The 15,306-nt window shown below is 69.8% G+C and carries 16 protein-coding genes and 1 pseudogene; 8 read left to right on the plus strand and 9 right to left on the minus strand.

Features of this window, described 5'->3' with window-relative positions:
* The 3 genes from Amac_RS22625 to Amac_RS22635 form a co-directional block, all read right to left on the minus strand.
* A partial coding sequence (locus tag Amac_RS22625) for a DUF4277 domain-containing protein (RefSeq protein ID WP_155356390.1) occupies nt 1-206 on the minus strand: 206 nt, incomplete at its 3' end.
* 85 nt (nt 207-291) lie between these two features.
* Nucleotides 292-618 (minus strand): branched-chain amino acid transporter permease, encoded by a 327-nt coding sequence (locus tag Amac_RS22630; RefSeq protein WP_155356391.1) that lies wholly within the window; start codon nt 616-618, stop codon nt 292-294.
* Nucleotides 611-1,345, minus strand: a complete 735-nt coding sequence (locus tag Amac_RS22635) for an AzlC family ABC transporter permease (protein ID WP_218041228.1) — start codon at nt 1,343-1,345, stop codon at nt 611-613. The genes Amac_RS22630 and Amac_RS22635 overlap by 8 nt, the downstream gene beginning before the upstream one ends.
* A gap of 80 nt (nt 1,346-1,425) precedes the next feature.
* On the opposite strand from Amac_RS22635, the gene Amac_RS22640 reads away from it, so the two are divergent.
* From Amac_RS22640 to Amac_RS22650, 3 genes are all read left to right on the plus strand, one after another.
* Nucleotides 1,426-1,866, plus strand: a complete 441-nt coding sequence (locus Amac_RS22640; RefSeq protein WP_155356392.1) for an Lrp/AsnC family transcriptional regulator — start codon at nt 1,426-1,428, stop codon at nt 1,864-1,866.
* Nucleotides 1,867-2,318: 452 nt separating this feature from the next.
* Nucleotides 2,319-2,750, plus strand: a complete 432-nt coding sequence (locus tag Amac_RS22645) for an Rrf2 family transcriptional regulator (protein WP_155356393.1) — start codon at nt 2,319-2,321, stop codon at nt 2,748-2,750.
* A 79-nt stretch (nt 2,751-2,829) separates the two neighbouring features.
* Entirely contained in the window at nt 2,830-3,567 is a 738-nt protein-coding gene (locus Amac_RS22650; RefSeq protein WP_246268586.1) for an NIPSNAP family protein, read from the plus strand.
* A gap of 82 nt (nt 3,568-3,649) precedes the next feature.
* Here Amac_RS22650 and Amac_RS22655 read toward each other — a convergent pair.
* Nucleotides 3,650-3,733, minus strand: a pseudogene (locus tag Amac_RS22655) (RNA polymerase-binding protein RbpA); the annotation flags it as partial.
* Here Amac_RS22655 and Amac_RS22660 point away from each other — a divergent pair.
* Together Amac_RS22660 and Amac_RS22665 are read left to right on the plus strand one after the other, a co-directional pair.
* Nucleotides 3,731-3,901, plus strand: a complete 171-nt coding sequence (locus Amac_RS22660; RefSeq protein WP_155356395.1) for a hypothetical protein — start codon at nt 3,731-3,733, stop codon at nt 3,899-3,901. The pseudogene Amac_RS22655 and the gene Amac_RS22660 overlap by 3 nt on opposite strands.
* Before the next feature lie 124 nt (nt 3,902-4,025).
* A complete protein-coding gene (locus Amac_RS22665; protein ID WP_155356396.1) occupies nt 4,026-4,502 on the plus strand; it encodes a GNAT family N-acetyltransferase in 477 nt (158 codons plus the stop codon).
* A gap of 284 nt (nt 4,503-4,786) precedes the next feature.
* On the opposite strand, the gene Amac_RS22670 is transcribed toward Amac_RS22665, so the two are convergent.
* From Amac_RS22670 to Amac_RS22680, 3 genes are all read right to left on the minus strand, one after another.
* Nucleotides 4,787-6,577 carry a hypothetical protein gene (locus Amac_RS22670; protein WP_155356397.1) on the minus strand — a complete coding sequence of 597 codons (1,791 nt, stop codon included), beginning with the start codon at nt 6,575-6,577 and terminating at the stop codon, nt 4,787-4,789.
* 74 nt (nt 6,578-6,651) lie between these two features.
* The gene (locus tag Amac_RS22675) at nt 6,652-7,578 is read right to left on the minus strand and encodes a carbohydrate kinase family protein (protein ID WP_246268587.1); all 927 of its coding nucleotides are present in this window, start codon (nt 7,576-7,578) and stop codon (nt 6,652-6,654) included.
* 2 nt (nt 7,579-7,580) lie between these two features.
* Nucleotides 7,581-8,486 (minus strand): pseudouridine-5'-phosphate glycosidase, encoded by a 906-nt coding sequence (locus tag Amac_RS22680; RefSeq protein ID WP_246268588.1) that lies wholly within the window; start codon nt 8,484-8,486, stop codon nt 7,581-7,583.
* Nucleotides 8,487-8,724: 238 nt separating this feature from the next.
* Here Amac_RS22680 and Amac_RS22685 point away from each other — a divergent pair, with 238 nt between their 5' ends.
* From Amac_RS22685 to Amac_RS22695, 3 genes are read left to right on the plus strand one after another with little or no spacing between them, the layout of a single operon-like run.
* Nucleotides 8,725-10,245, plus strand: coding sequence for a phytoene desaturase family protein (locus Amac_RS22685; RefSeq protein ID WP_155356399.1), 1,521 nt, complete (start codon nt 8,725-8,727; stop codon nt 10,243-10,245).
* Between the two features lie 35 nt (nt 10,246-10,280).
* Nucleotides 10,281-10,979 carry a response regulator transcription factor gene (locus Amac_RS22690; protein ID WP_170322595.1) on the plus strand — a complete coding sequence of 233 codons (699 nt, stop codon included), beginning with the start codon at nt 10,281-10,283 and terminating at the stop codon, nt 10,977-10,979.
* Nucleotides 10,976-12,334, plus strand: a complete 1,359-nt coding sequence (locus Amac_RS22695) for a sensor histidine kinase (protein ID WP_155356400.1) — start codon at nt 10,976-10,978, stop codon at nt 12,332-12,334. The genes Amac_RS22690 and Amac_RS22695 overlap by 4 nt, the downstream gene beginning before the upstream one ends.
* On the opposite strand, the gene Amac_RS22700 is transcribed toward Amac_RS22695, so the two are convergent.
* Entirely contained in the window at nt 12,303-13,514 is a 1,212-nt protein-coding gene (locus Amac_RS22700; RefSeq protein WP_155356401.1) for an NHL repeat-containing protein, read from the minus strand. The genes Amac_RS22695 and Amac_RS22700 overlap by 32 nt on opposite strands.
* Nucleotides 13,515-13,539: 25 nt before the next feature.
* Nucleotides 13,540-15,024: an acetate--CoA ligase family protein gene (locus Amac_RS53755; RefSeq protein WP_170322596.1), complete on the minus strand. Its 1,485-nt coding sequence runs from the start codon at nt 15,022-15,024 to the stop codon at nt 13,540-13,542.
* Nucleotides 15,025-15,306 lie beyond the last annotated feature (282 nt).

Here is a 15,306-nt window from a genome sequence, read left to right on the forward strand (position 1 = left end):
TGCCCCAGCGGAGCCGGAGAGGTCAACCGGTTGGCCACCAGCGTCTCGATCACCTGTCCGTGGGTGAGTCCGGCCAGGTCACGCACCGGGCAGGCGGCATCGACCACATCACGGATCTTCAACCGGGAGCAGAAACCGGCCACCACCGGCAACGCCCCCAGCAGTTTCTCGACCGACGGGATACCGAACTGCGCGGGTTGTCTCACACGCCAGCAGGCTGCCGACTGCTGAGCCCACGACCAACCCGACACACCGAAGAATCCCAAAGATCCTCATGTGCGGAAAACGGGGCTAGAAGGCGTTGACGAGGACGACGTAGACGGTGGTGCCGATCCCGACGCTCAGGATCGAGCGGCGGCCGAAGGCGAGGTGGGTGCCGGCGGTTACGGCGACCGCGAGCAGCGCGTACAGCGTTGTGTGCGGTTCGGCGGTGATGGTGCCGCGCAGGGCGGTTACGGCGAGGATCGCGAGGATGCCCACCGGCATCCACACCGACAGCTGCCGCACGATCGCCGAGGTGCGCAGCATGCGCAGCACCGCGAAGGGTATGGCGCGCAGGGCCAAGGTGATGGTGAAGACGATTACGAGGACGGCGATGAGGTAGGAGGTGCTAGGCACCGGCGGCATCCTTGGCAGGTCGGCGGGCGGTGAGGGCGAGGCGGGCCGTCAGCAGGGCGACGAATAGCAGCAGTGCGGTGAACAGGGCCACGCTGGGGGCCAGCACGACCGCGACCGCGACGCTTGCCACGGCGAGTAGTACCGAGGGGAGCTCGCGGCGGGAGCGGAAGGCGTCCAGGGTGAGCACGGTGAACAGGGCGCACAGGGCGAATTCCAGGCCCTTGATCGGCGCGGGCAGCGCCGCGCCGAGGGCGACGCCGAGCAGGCCGCCGCCGACCCAGTAGGTCTCGCAGGCAATCTGCATCGCCAGCAGGCGGGGAGCCGAGCGCTCCGCCTCGGGCAGGGCGGCGTTGACCGCGTATGCCTCGTCGATCATCGCGTAGACGGCGTACGCCTTCGCGAGCGGGTGCTTGACCAGATGGAGGGGAAACGAGAAGGCATAGAAGACGTGTCGGAAGTTGACCACCAGGACGGTCAGCGTGACCGCGGCCAGTGGTGTGACGGTGGCCATCATGCCCACCAGCAGCAGTTCCAGGGAGCCGGCGAACGCGGACAGGGACAGGGCGGGTGCGAGCCACCACGGAAGGTCGGCCTGGATGACCAGGAGGCCAAGCGCGATCCCCAGTGGGAAGATCCCCAGCCCTGCGGAGAAGGAATCGCGCGCCCCTGCGGCGATCTGCTGTCGCCGAGCCGGGGTGGTCATCTGGGTTGGAACGTCTTGTCGCACCCACCAATGGTCTCGCAGAACCCGCGCCATGTGGTTGCGAATATTGCTCACTTTGCTGCCCATGGTGCAATATTCTGACTGTGGATGCCACGGATAGAGCAATCATTGCTGAGTTGGAGCGGGACGGGCGGCTGACGAATGTCGAGCTGGCCCACCGGGTCGGGCTCACCACCGGGCCGTGCCTGAGGCGCGTCCAGCGGCTGGAGGCCGACGGCGTCATCCGCGGCTACCGGGCCGTCATCGACCCCGCCGCCGTGGGGCGGTCCTTCGAGGTCCTGATCGACCTCACCCTCGAGGCCCAGGACGCGGAGACCGTCGAGCGCTTCGAGCAGACCCTGGCGCAGGCCGAGGAGGTCATCGAGCTACGCCGCCTGTTCGGCACCCCCGACTACTTCGTGCGCGTGGCCGTCGCCGACCTGGCCGCCTACGAGACCTTCCTCAGCCGACGCGTCATGACCATCCCCCGTGTCAAGGGCGTCACCTCGCACTTCACGATGAAGAACGTCAAGCCGGCCCCGTAGCGGCGGGCCGGACCGGCGCCGCGTCAACAGCCGACCCGCGCCGCCGCCGAGCTCCTGGCGGCCGGGTTCGACGACGACGTCTCCGAGTGGGCTGTCTTCTCTAGAACGTGCCCCAGCCGCCAAGTAGCTCTGCGGTAGATCACGGTCGCCGCCGAGGGGTCAACTCATCTGCCTGACCGGCGGCGACTTTGAGGCTGTGCTGGTCAGCGGCGTCGGGCGGCGGGCCAGCAGGGCGGAGATGCACTGCTCGCCGAGTTCGACGCACAGACGCCTAGCGCCTGATGGCCGCCGAGCGACTAGGCCATCCACAACCCGCCGGGATGGTGCTCAGGTGCCCTGGGGCGAGGCGGCGCCGTCCAGTCATGGCAGACTCACCCTGTTCGCGGATTGGGGTGGCGAGTGGCTTGACCGCTCCTCCGGTGTAACAGAAAATGTTACGACAAGGAGGGGTGATGGCTGCGAACAGCCGGTTGACGATCGCCGCGCACGCGCTGGCGTGGCTGGCGCTGGCGCAGCGGCGTGGACAGGAGATTTTGACCTCCGAGCAGGTCGCGGCCAGTGTGAACACCAACCCGGTGATCATCCGGCGTAGCCTTGGCGACCTGCGGCGTTCAGGTCTGGTGAACGTGCGTCATGGCGCGGGTGCGGGGTGGAGTCTGGCCCGGGCGCCCGAGAGCATCACGCTGCTGGAGGTGTACGACGCCGTGGAGCAGGAGCCGCCCTTCGGCATGCACCGTACCGAGCCCAACCTGGAGTGCCCGGTTGGGCGGGGCATCCGGCCCGCGCTGGGGGAGATCTACGACCGGGTCGAGCAGGCCGTACGGCAGGAGCTGGCCGCCACCTCGATAGCCGACGTGTTGCGCGAGACCCTGCGCGTGCGTTGAGCCCCCATGGAAGATGGCCCGCCCCGCCGATGCGCCCTTAGTTGTAACAAAGAATGTTCCAGCAGATGGAGGGATCCTGGTGACCGGCGACTCGGTGCGATGCCCGATCGTTGAACTGCGGCAGTACACGCTGCACCCCGGTCAGCGCGAGGTGCTGATCGACCTGTTCGACCGCGAGTTCGTCGAAACCCAGGAAGCTGTCGGTATGACGATCCTGGGGCAGTTCCGGGACCTGGACGACCCCGATCGCTTCGTCTGGCTGCGCGGATTCAACGACATGCCGGGCCGGGCACAGGCGCTGGGCCGCTTCTACACCGGACCGGTCTGGCGGGCGCACAGCGCACAGGCCAACGCCACGATGATCGACTCTGACGACGTGCTGCTCCTGCGGCCGGTGCCAGGGCACTCCGGATTCCCCGCCCCCACCATCGCCAGGCCCCCGGCCGATGCTCCAGCGCCGCCCTCGCGCGTCCTGGCGACGGTCTATCAGCGCGACCGGCCGTTCGATACGGCGTTCGCCGACTTCTTCCACCAGCGGGTACGGCCAGCCCTGGCCGACACAGGCGCCACACCCGTGGCCTGGCTGCAGAGCGAGCACTCGCCCAACACTTTCCCCGCCCTACCGGTACGCACCGGCGAGAACGTCTTCGTCTGGTTCGCACGCTTCGCCGATCAGGCCCACCTCGACGACCACCTGCGTCGCCTCGACGGCTCCCGCCAGTGGCAAACCGACGTGCTCCCGGGCCTGTCGGCGACGCTCGCCGGCCCACCGCAGCGGTTGCGACTGGCTCCCACCGCACGCTCGTCCCTCCGTTAACGCCCCTGAGAGTGCCCGTCAGCCGTGCAAGACCTCGTCGACGCCGGCATCCGCTGCCGGTCCGGGACCGCCGCGGCGAAAGCTGCGCCCGGAGAATCGCCAGACGCTCGTTCAGCACCTCTTCGAGGTCCTCGATCGAGCGCCGCTCCAGCAGCATGTCCCAGTGCGCAGCTTTCGCCGCGGTGAAAGCTGTTCGCGAGGCCCGTTCGGCAACCGGACCGGCAGCCCTGCGGAGAAGCTGTTCGCGGCCGACACGAGTGTCCTGGAGGTCGCCAACCTCATCGGCGAAGGGCCGACCGGGTTGACGTCCTGTCCTCCTGCCGTCGCCGGATGATTCCCCACAATCCGGTCCTCCGGGCCTGGGTTCACCGTCGTCGGGCTTGAATTTCGGTCCTAACCGGTTGTTGCGGTCATGGTGATGATGGACGTATTTGGCGTGCGAATTCTAGAGTCCTCTCATGACGGGCGATGATCTCCAGCTGCGCAGGGCCGAGAAGACCGATGCCGACCAGATATTCGCGCTCGCGCGGGAGTTCGCCTTGTCGTTCCGGCCGGAACGGGCTCCGTTCGACGCGGCCCTGCCGCAGCTGATGGAGAACGAGGACGCGTTCCTGATGGTGGCCACTGTTGACGGGGTGGTTCGGGGGTATCTGCTGGGGTTCACCCATCTGACGTTGTTCGCCAACGGGCGGGTGGCATGGGTGGAGGAGGCCATGATCGAGGGCGGGTTCCGGCGGCATGGCCTCGGGCGGCTGCTGCTGGAGGAGTTCGAGGCGTGGGCACGGACGAGGGACGCCGGATATGTCGCCCTGGCCACGCGACGGGCGGCCGAGTTCTACCGGGCCCTCGGATATGACGTCTCCGCCACGTACTACCGCAAAATGCTGACCCGGCCACCGGTCACGCCGCCCTCGGCAACTCCGCCAGCAGGCTGACGTCCGGCAGGGGGCTGACGTCCGCCAGAGGACGTCCGACAAGGTGACGCCCAGCAGATCACGTTCGACGAAGTGACCTGCCGGGCGTCACGGTCACGTCCGCCAGGGGACGTTCGACAAGGTGACGTCCGGCAGGGCCACGTCCGCCAGGGTGACGCCCGGCAGGTCATGTCCGCCAAAGTGACGTCCTGCAGGGTCAGGTGTAGCAGGGCGGCGGCAAGGTCACCTGCGATAGAGGTACGTCCAGAAGCGTGAGTGAACGCTTGGGGGCGTGTCAGGAATAATCAGGACGTTAGTTGGGCGTCCAGGCGGTATCCGTCCACGGTCACGTAGACGGAGTCGCCTGGGCGGGCGTTCAGCCGCATCAGGACCGGCTGGAGCGAGTCGAACACCGGCTGGCGGTCCCGCCAGACCAGGACGACCGCGTTGTCGCCGGGTCCGGTCACCGACAGCAGGGTGCCGGGGCGCATGCCGAGCTGGGCCGCGTACCCCTCCGGCACGGCCACCGGCTCGCCCCGAAGGTGGCCGCTGGTCACGTCGATGCGCTGCCAGCGGCGCGGGTCGGAGGACGGGCTGGCGGTGGTCCGCGGGCTGGGCACCAGGTGTGGGCGCGGCTGGCCGGTCAGCGCGTTGAGCGCCGCCAGCGCCGTCGCGGGGTCGGGCCCGCTGTTGGCCATGGACGGTATCGGCATGCCGCCGCGCTGCTGATGGCCGTTCGCACCCGGCGTACGGCGCGGCAACGGCGACTGCGGGTCCGGCGGCCCGGCGGGAGCGGCAGGGGAGCCGGGGCGCTGCTGTGGAGGTTGTGGCATGGACTCCATCCAGGCCTTGGCCGAGTGCGCCCGGATGCCGAGCTGGCCGAGTAGTTCGATGACATCGGAGTCGCCGGTCTTGCTCGCCAGCACCTGCCTGGTCCGCTCGCGCAGCCCGCCCAGGTCGCCGACGACCAGCCAGCCGTCCTGGAGGCGCCGGTCCGGCATGAGCGTGACCAGCACCCGCCACAGCTGGGTGCGGAGCGAGGGCACCTCGATCGGATGCGACGGGTCGGCGCCGATCAGCTGGTCCTGGGTGGCGGCGGTGCCCAGCCACTCGGTGAGGCCGAACAGGTGGCCGGTCAGCGCGGCCGAGTCGGGCGAGCGCAGCCACAGCAGCACCCGCTCCTCGGCGGCCCGCTGCGCCTGGGACAGCACGTCCCGGTCCACGTTCAGCTGGTGGGCGAGCGTACGCAGGCTGACCGGCTCGGCCGCGAACAGCCGCTCGGCGGCGACCGACCGCTCCAGCGGGTTCCACTCCCGGAACAGGCTGTCCACGAGCGAGACCATCGGATGTTCGGCGGCCGACACCGGCGCGGCCAACGGAGCGTCCGGCTGAAGCGAAGGCGGAACGGAGGGCTGGGCCGAGGGCTGGACGGCGGGCGGCGCGGGAGACGCGGCGGCGGCCGGGGGTGTGGCGGCGGCAGGCGTGGCGGGCCTGGGGGCCACGGCCGGCATCGGACCGGTCTCGGCGCGCCCGTTGCGCGCGGCCGGAACCTGCGCGGGCGCGGCGAACTCGCCGGTCGGATACCCAGCGGGAGCCGGGGTGAGCGCCGGCCGGGACACCACAGCGGGTATCGGAGCCTGGGCGGGCGCCTGCTCGGCCAGCGGCGCGTCAATCCGGATATGACTGAAAATTTCTCGGAACACGATGGTAAGTACGGCTTCCGGCGTCGCCGGGGTCGAAGGCCCCTGCAGATCGCCGGGCGTGAGCCGCCGCAGCCGATGCCAGCCGCCCAATCCCGTGATCACCGATTTCGCCGGTTCCGGCCAGCCGGGCAGCGCCGGGTCCACCGAGTGGACCTGCAGCGCGGGCAGCAGATCGGTCAGCGTGACATGGTCCCAGCGGCTCATCGCGAGGCGGGCCAGCCGGTCGCAGAGCCAGTCGAGGCCGGTCGTCCCCAGGGCACGGCCCAGCGCCACCGAACCCCACCAGCCGCCGGGCAGCCGGGGATCGGCCAGCACCTCGGCGACCTGCTGGGGCCGGGACCAGCGCAGGGCCGGAACCAGATCGCTCAGGCAGATCGTTGACTCGGCGTCCATCGGTTGACCGCACCCTCCCGAGAGTGACGCTTGTTGCTAATGGTGCAGCTTACGCCGCAAGCTATCAATTGGTGTCAATAGGGTAAAGCTTCCCTCGGCACGGAACGGCCGGGAGGCCGCCCGCCAACTGCGCCGACCGCCTCCGCACCTGCGCGGCAACCGGCTTCCACACTCTCCGGGGCCGGAAATCCGGCCAGCCTCGCGGCGAGGAATCCCGCCGCGAACGCGTCACCCGCACCCGTCGTGTCGACCGTCGAAAAGACGGCGTCCCCGGGCGCCCGGAACGTGGCGCGTGACACGATCCCGCCCTGTTCCGCGAGGATCGCACCGGAGGCTCCCAGCTTGACGGCGGCCGTGCCGTACCGGTCGCTGAGTCGTGCCGCAGCGGCCTCTGGTTCGGTCTCGCCGGTCAGCAGGAGTGCCTCGTCCCGGTTGGGGATGACGATACTCGCCTCAGCGGTCTCACGGAGGAATCGGGCCACACCGAAATCTCTGAGGAATCCGGTTGAGGCGGGATCCACGCTGATCGTCACTCCCCGTCCGGTTGCCGCCTGAATCGCGAGTCTGACCAGTTCCAGGCCGGGTGTCGCGAACAGGGTGTAGGCGGACAGGTGCAGGTGCCGTACGCCGTCGAGCAGGTCATCCGACCAGTCGGCGGGGCCCAGCAGGCGGCTGGCCCCGCGGTTGGTCAGGAAGGAACGTTCCCCGGTCGCGTCGACCATCGCGATGACGACCGCGGTCGGGTGGCCGGGGTCGATCACGATGTGCGGGCGCACCCCGGCGCGGGCGAGTTCGGCGATATGCCACTCGGCGGTGTCGTAGCCCGCGCGGGCCAGCAGGCGGGCGTCCGCGCCCAGGTACGCGGCCCAGGCGGCCGTGTTGGCGCCGGATCCTCCTGGCCGGAGCACGATGTCGGCCTCGGTGTCGGTGCCGCTGCGGAGAGGTACGTGATGCAGCGCGACGACGTCGGTGACGATGTCACCGATCACCAGCAGGCCCACGCTCAGCCCTGGGCCCAGGACTGAGCGATCTCCGTGGCGAGGGCGACATTTCCGCGTACGGCCGCCAGATTCGCCTCCAGGGACGCGCCCGAAGTGGCCCGTACCAGATATTCGAGCAGGAACGGGGTGATGGCCTGGCCGGTGACGCCCTCGGCGTCGGCGGCGCGCAGCGCCTCGGCGAGCACGCGGTCGTGCAGCGCGGGGTCGAGCTGTTCCGCCTCGGGGACGGGGTTCGCGACGATCAGGGCGGTTTCGGGGCCGCCCAGGCGGTCCTGGGCGCGCATGATCCCGGCGGCTTCCGCGGGGGTTTCGATCCGCCAGTCGACCGGTTCGCCGGAAGTGGTCAGGTAGAAGCCGGGGAACTCGTCGGTGCGGTAGCCGACCACGGCCACCTGGCGGGTCTCCAGGCGCTGCAGGGTGGCCGGGACGTCCAGGATGGACTTCACGCCCGCGCACACCACGGTGATCCGGGTCCGGCTGAGCGTGTCCAGGTCGGCGGACTCGTCCTGCACGGTGGTCCAGCCTCGGTGCACCCCGCCCAGGCCGCCGGTGGCGAACACCCGGATCCCGGCCCGCGCGGCCAGGAACGAGGTCGCCGACACGGTGGTCGCGCCGCTCACGCCCAGGGCCGCCGCCGGGGCCAGGTCGCGGAAGCCCAGCTTGCGCAGGCCGGGCTCGGTGGCGATCCGCTCCAGCTCGCCCTTGTCCAGACCGGCCCTCGGCACGCCGTCCAGCACCGCGATCGTCGCGGGGACGGCGCCGGCCGCCCGCACGATCTCCTCCAGCTCGGCCGCCACCTTCAGGTTGCGCGGCTGCGGCAGGCCGTGCGAGATGATCGTCGACTCCAGCGCGACCACCGGCCTGCCCTCGCTCAGCGCGGTCGCCACCTCGTCGGAACGCTTGATCATGACTCTCCAGTCCATTTCGGGGATCCACGCCAGGCAGTGGTCGTCCAACGCGCTGAGTAATCGGTCAGTTTCGCCTATCCGACCAGCGCAAACCACCTCTGGCCACAATTTAACGCCCGGGGTAATGTCGGGCCATGGTGTCCCTCGCCGTGAGCGCCCTCCGCCCCGTCCCCCACTGGCAGACCGGCCTCTGAGCGATCCGGGTTTCGTATTTCCCGGTGGCTCACGAGGAGGACACATGAAGGCTTCGCGGTATGACGTCGTCGTCGCGGGTGGCGGTCACAACGGGCTGGTCGCGGCCGCCTACCTGGCCAAGGCCGGGCGGCGGGTACTGGTGCTGGAACGGTTCGGGCACCTGGGCGGGCTTGCCGTCTCGGCGCAGGCGTTTCCCGGCGTGGACGCGCGGGTCTCCCGGTATTCGTATCTGGTGAGCCTGCTGCCGGCCAAGGTGGTGAAGGATCTCGGGCTCGCGCTCGAGCTGCGGACGCGGCGGTTCGCGTCGTACACGCCGGTGGGGGAGACGGGGCTGCTGGTGGACAACGGCGACGCCGGCCGTACGGAATCCTCGTTCGCGGCCGTCACCGGCGGCACCAAGGATCTGGACGCCTGGAAGCGGTTCTACGCGATGACCGCCGGTGTGGCGGCGCGGGTCGCGCCCACGTTGCTGGAGCCGTTGCGGGATCGGGCGGGACTGCGCGCGGTCGTGGCCGACGAGGAGGCGTGGCGGGACCTGTTCGAGCGGCCCATCGGCGCGGTCGTGGGCGAGCGGTTCGGCGACGACACCGTGCGCGGCGTGGCGCTGACCGACGCGCTGATCGGGACGTTCGCCGATCCGGACGTGGATCTGCTGGCCAACAAGTGTTTCTTCTACCACGTGGTCGGCGACGGCACGGGCGACTGGAACGTCCCCGTGGGCGGCATGGGCGCGGTCTCCGGCGGGTTGGCCGCGATCGCCCGGGCCAGTGGCGCGGAGATCTGCACGGGGGCCGAGGTCGTGTCCATCGATCCCGGCACCGGCGAGGTCACGTTCCGCGACTCGGCGGGGGAGCACACCGTCACCGGAGGGCACGTGCTGGCCAACCTGCCGCCCGCCGTCCTGTCCCGGCTGCTCGGCGAGCCGCCCGAACGCCCGGAGGGCGCGCAGCTGAAGGTCAACATGGTGCTGTCCCGGCTGCCCCGGCTGAAGGACGGCTCGGTCGACCCGCGCGAGGCGTTCAGCGGAACCTTCCACATCAACGAGAGCCGCGACCAGCTCGCCGCCGCCTACGCCCAGGCCGCCGCCGGTCGCGTGCCCGACCTGCCGCCCGCCGAGGTCTACTGCCACTCGCTCACCGACCCGTCCATCCTCGGTACGGACCTGCGCGCGTCCGGCGCGCAGACCATGACGCTGTTCGGCCTGCACATGCCCGCCCGGCTGTTCGACCGGGACGGCGCCAAGGAGGAGGCGCTGCGCCGCACGATCGCCTCCATCGACAGCGTGCTCGCCGAGCCGATCGAGTCCTGCCTGCTCAGAACCCCCGCCGGGGAGCTCTGTCTGGAGGCCAAGACCCCGGTCGACCTGGAACGCGAGGCGGGGCTCCCGGGCGGGCACATCTTCCATCGCGATCTGACCTGGCCGTTCGCCGAGTCCGCCGAGGACGGGAAGTGGGGCGTCGAGACCGCCCACGAGCGCCTGCTGCTCTGCGGCGCCGGAGCCAGACGCGGTGGCGGCGTTTCCGGCATTCCCGGACATAACGCGGCAATGGCGGTTCTGGGTTAACGCTGTTCTCATCCTCTCTCGATACCGTGGGGAGCGTGAGTGAGGACACCGCACGGCTGCTGGTCGTGGATGACGAGCCGGCGCTGCGGCAGGCGTTGCGGAGCAGCCTGGAGTTCGAGGGTTACCAGGTCGTCACCGTGGCCGATGGGCAGACCGCGCTGGGGGAGTTGGCGCGGGAGCCGTACGACGCGGTGCTGCTGGACGTCATGATGCCGCGCATGGACGGGCTGACCGCCTGCCGCAGGCTCCGCCATGGCGGGAACCACGTGCCCGTGCTGATGCTCACGGCCAGGGACGCGGTCGGGGACCGGGTCTCAGGGCTGGACGCGGGTGCGGATGATTACCTGGTCAAACCGTTCGAGCTGGACGAGCTTTTCGCCCGGGTCCGGGCCTTGTTGCGCCGCAGCGCGCTGTCGGCTCCGATGGGCGGGTCCGTGCTGGTCTACGACGGGTTGCGGATGGACACCGCCAGCCGCGAGGTCACCCGCGACGGCCGCCGCCTCGACCTGACCAGGACCGAATACCTGCTGCTCGAGCTCTTTCTCGCCCATCCCCGCCAGGTTCTCACCCGGGAGCAGATCCTCAGCCAGGTGTGGGGTTTCGACTTCGAGCCGTCCTCCAACTCCCTCGACGTCTACGTGATGTACCTGCGCCGCAAGACCGAGGCGGGCGAGCTGCCGCGGTTGATCCACACCGTGCGCGGGGTGGGGTACGTGCTCCGGGCCACCCCGTGAGCCTGCGCGGGCGGCTGACCCTGCTCATCGCGGTCGCCGTCGCGGTCGCCATCGCCGTCTGCGCCGGAGCCAGCTGGCTGGTCGTGCACGATTTACTGCGCCGCCAGATCATCGAGTCGATCGAACGGCCGGTTCCCGCCGATCAGGTGCAATGGGCGCTGGAGGCGTGTGGTCACAGTCTGGGCGGGGCGCCCAAATGGGACCCGTCCGGGCGTGGCTGGCAGGTCATCCGTGCCGACGGCCGGGTCTGCTCGGGCGGGTACGGGCAGGTCGCGCCCACCGACGCGGAGCGGGCCCTGGTGTCGGGCGGGGAGCCGATCACCCGTAACGCCGTCACCGACGACGGCATGCCTGTGCTCGTCTACACCTCGCAATGCCGTTCGCATCCCGGTGTCGCGGTCAGTACGTTCCGGTCGGTTGAGGACATGGACGCGGGTCTGCGGGTCCTCGGCGCGGTGCTCACCGTCGTCTCCGCCGTCGGGGTGCTCGGGGCCGCTCTGGCCGGCCTCTGGCTGGCTCGTACTGCCCTGCGTCCCGTTGGGCGGTTGACCAGCGCGGTCGAGCACATCGCGCGCACTGATGACCTGGCGGTGCGGATCCCGGTCGAGGGCACCGACGAGATCGCCCGCCTGAGCACGTCGTTCAACACCATGACCACCGCGCTGTCCAGTTCGCGGGACCGGCAGCGGCAGCTCATCGCGGACGCGGGGCACGAGTTGCGGACGCCGCTGACCAGCTTGCGCACCAACATCGACCTGCTGCTGCGGAGCGAGAACACCGGGCGGCCGCTCGATCCCGAGGCCAAGCGGCTGCTGCTGGTGAGCGTGAAGGAGCAGTTTGAGGAGATGTCCAGCTTGATCGGCGATCTGCTTGAGCTGTCCAGGAATGCCGAGACGGGGGAGCTTTCCACGGATGTGGAGTTCCATGAGGTGGTCGCGGCGGCGGTGGAGCGGGCGCGGCGGCGTGGGCCTGGGCTGCGGTTCGAGGTGGAGCTGCGGCCGTGGCGGGTGCACGGGGACGCGCGGGGGCTCGCGCGGGCGGCGGTGAACGTGCTCGACAACGCGGTGAAGTTCAGCCCGCCCGGGGGGACGGTGACCGTCCGGTTGCGCGACGGGGAGTTGACCGTGGCCGATGAGGGGCCTGGGATTCCGGCGGATGAGCTTCCGCATGTGTTCGATCGGTTCTGGCGGTCGCCGTCCGCGCGGAGCCTGCCGGGGTCGGGGCTGGGGCTCGCGATCGTGGCGCAGGCGGTTAAGGACGCGGGCGGCGAGGTGACGTTGACCTCGCCGCCGGGTGGTGGCACTCGGGCCACGATTCGGCTGGCTAGACAGCCGGTTGTGCGTGGCGGAGGGTGATCAGGCCGGGGATGGCGACGCGGGCGAGTTCGCGGCCGGTTTTGGCGTCGAGGTGGACGGCTGCGTCGGGTATGCCCATCCAGAGGGTGCCCGCTGGGCCTAGGGCGAGGCCGCGCGGGGTGCCGGGGGTGGGGCCCGCACGGCGTACGGACAGGGTGTCGCGGTCGACGGTGAAGAGCTCTGCGCCGGCGGCCAGGTGGACGGCGTCGGAGGCCGACACGGCGAAAGCCGGGCCGGTGGACTTGGGGATGGTTTGTTCGGTGATGTTCGTCAGGTCGGGGGTTTCGGCGCGGACGGCCCGGCCGCTCGCGGTGTCGAAGACATACACGGCCGAGTCGGAGACGGTGATGGCGTGGCCCTCCGCAGGCCCGTGGCCGAAGGGCTCCGGGAGGTCCAGGCAGTAAGCCCAGTGTTCGGTCAGGCTGAGGACGTGCACGAAGGCGTGTACGCCGGTGGAGCGGCCCGCGACCAGGTCGCGGGTGTGCAGGTGGTCGGGCTGGTGGGTGTAGAGCGTGTAGAGGCGGTCGCCGAGCGGGGAGGGGACGCCCAGGCGGCCGTTGCCGCGCATGATCTCCTCCGCGCCCGCGGGGACGACCTGTTTCGTCCGGGTGAGGACCGGGCTGACGGAGCCGTCGCTCAGGTTGAGCATGCGGACGCGGTAGCCCTCGGGCGCGTCCGCCGGGAGGTAGTCGACGACGAACAGGAAGCCGTCGTCGTTGGAGAAGGCGTCGGGTTCGTAGTTGCCTTTCAGCGTGTACGTCTTCGCGGGCCATTCGCCGGTGGGGTCGGCGATGACCAGGCGGGTCTGGGGTCGGCCGGGTGCGCCGTAGGGGTTGGGCGGGGGCGGGTCGGCGAGGACGACGCGGCGGCCCGAGTTCGAGACGGTTCTGACGACTTTGGCCTCGGGTGGCGTTGTTCTGGCCAGTTCGCGGCCGGTCGCGCTGTCCAGGGTGAGCAGCTGGCGGCCGGAGAGGGTGTAGAGGTGGTTCCATCTCGTGTCGGCGATGGTGGCCGCCGCGAGGGACCGGCCGGTGCCGGTGTTGATCACAGATAGGCCGGATTTCGTGTCCGCGTAGAGCAGGTGGCCGGGTGTGGTGGTCGTGCGCGGGGCTTCGGGGGCTCCGCAGGCTCCGATCAGGGCGACTCCGCCGCAGATGCCCAGGAAATCGCGTCGTCTCATGCTTTGCTTACACCGGTGCGGCGGGTTAGGTTCCGCGGCGGATGACGGCGTCGATCACGGTCACGCCGTCGGGGTGGACGAAGACGGGGTTGAGTTCGACGAGGTCCAGTCCTTCCTCCAGCGCCATCGCGCCGACCGTCGCCGCGACCTCGGCCAGGGCCCGGATGTCGCTAGCGGGACGTCCCCTGCCGCCGACCAGCAGGGGAGCCGCCCGCAACCGGCGCACCGCTTGCTCCACCCGATCCGCGTCGGCGGGAAGCGGTATCAGCACCACATCATCAAAGATCTCCACCCATACCCCACCGAGAGCCACCACCAGGACGGGTACGACCCCATCCCGCCGCACCGCGATCAAAACCTCAACACCCGGCGACACCATCTCCTCGACGAGTACGACCCCGCCCAGCCCCTCAACCCTCCTGTACGCCTCCCGGACCGCGTCCCCCTCCACCCCCAACACAAGCGCCGAAATATCCGACTTGTGCTGGATAAATGGTGAACTGACCTTCAGCGCCACCGGCCCACCCAACTCACCGGCAACCCTCATGGCATCATCCACATCCCGCACCACCCGCCCACGAGGAACAGCCAACCCACGCCCGACAAGCATCTCCTTCGCCTCATGCTCAGCCACCCATCCCGAGTGGCTGGAGGTTTCGCTTGAATCGCCCGTCCATGCCGAATGGTTGGAGGTTTCGCTTGAATCGCCCGTCCATGCCGAATGGTTGGAGGTTTCGCTTGAATCGCCCGTCCATGCCGAATGGTTGGAGGCTTCGCCTGAACCGCCCGTCCATGCCGAATGGCCGGAGGTTTCGCTTGAATCGCCCGCCCGCCCTGAATGGCCCGAAGCTTCGCCTGGACACTTATGCGTCCGGGCCGGACTTTCGAGAACGCCGCCCCTATTTCCGGCAGCCGAGGTTGGACCGCTGCTTGCCGTCGCTGTGGGTTTCGGCCTGATGGTGCTCATAGTGGCCGCAATGGATCGAAGTCGCGCCGCGTCCGGGGGTGGCACGGTGAGCGCGCCCGCGCACAGGATGCCTTCACTGAGCCCGGCCACGGCGACGATGCCGTGCTCGGCCAGTCGTTCGGCGGTGTCTTCTGGCATCAGTTCGGGCAGCGTTGAGGCGACGATAACCGGCTGATCCAATCGGGAGGCGGCCAGGATCACGCCATCCAGCGCGCCGTTCCAGCTCTCCGCCGCGTCCTCGGTCATCCGGGCAGGACGGTCGTAGTAGACCAGAACGGGGCCGATGGCATCATCCCGTGCGCCGACCGTGATGAGATCGGCCGTCCGTTCGGTCTCCCCGAAAATCACCGCCGTGTAGTCCAACGGATTCCCCGCCGTCGCCGTGGACGGCAACACTTCCCCGAGCGCCGCCACAGTCGCCGCCCCCAACTGCGGCAACCACACCCCCAGACGCTCCGCTTCGTCGGCAGCCGTCGCGGCGTCCCCACCAGAACACGTCACCACAAGAACCCCGACATTGGTTGCGGTGTATTTCCCGCCCACCCAGCCCTTTGATCTATCTCGGGCTCCGCCCGCCCCCGCTGTAGCCCGGGGGAAATCAAAGGGCGGAGTGGGCGGGAGAACCACCGGGTGGTGGTTGTCGTTTTGCGCGGGCAACCACGGGGGCGGCGGGGACGGGCGGAGCCCGGGGGAAACGGAGGGATGGGTGGGTGGGAGAACCACCGGGCCTTCGGACACATCCTCCAGCGAAGCGGGCGGGGACGGGCGGAGCCCGGGGGAAACGGAGGGATGGGTGGGTGGGGGAATCACGGTTTTGCTCGTACC

This window comes from Acrocarpospora macrocephala, from assembly GCF_009687865.1.
GTDB lineage: Bacteria > Actinomycetota > Actinomycetes > Streptosporangiales > Streptosporangiaceae > Acrocarpospora > Acrocarpospora macrocephala.

Excerpts from the sequence above, each read along its gene's own strand:
- Amac_RS22700 (WP_155356401.1), bottom strand. The coding sequence starts at position 13,514 with ATGAGACGACGCGATTTCCTGGGCATCTGCGGCGGAGTCGCCCTGATC.
- Amac_RS22670 (WP_155356397.1), bottom strand. The coding sequence starts at position 6,577 with ATGGACGCCGAGTCAACGATCTGCCTGAGCGATCTGGTTCCGGCCCTG.
- Amac_RS22665 (WP_155356396.1), top strand. The coding sequence starts at position 4,026 with ATGACGGGCGATGATCTCCAGCTGCGCAGGGCCGAGAAGACCGATGCC.
- Amac_RS22685 (WP_155356399.1), top strand. The coding sequence starts at position 8,725 with ATGAAGGCTTCGCGGTATGACGTCGTCGTCGCGGGTGGCGGTCACAAC.
- Amac_RS22645 (WP_155356393.1), top strand. The coding sequence starts at position 2,319 with ATGGCTGCGAACAGCCGGTTGACGATCGCCGCGCACGCGCTGGCGTGG.
- Amac_RS22680 (WP_246268588.1), bottom strand. The coding sequence starts at position 8,486 with ATGATCAAGCGTTCCGACGAGGTGGCGACCGCGCTGAGCGAGGGCAGG.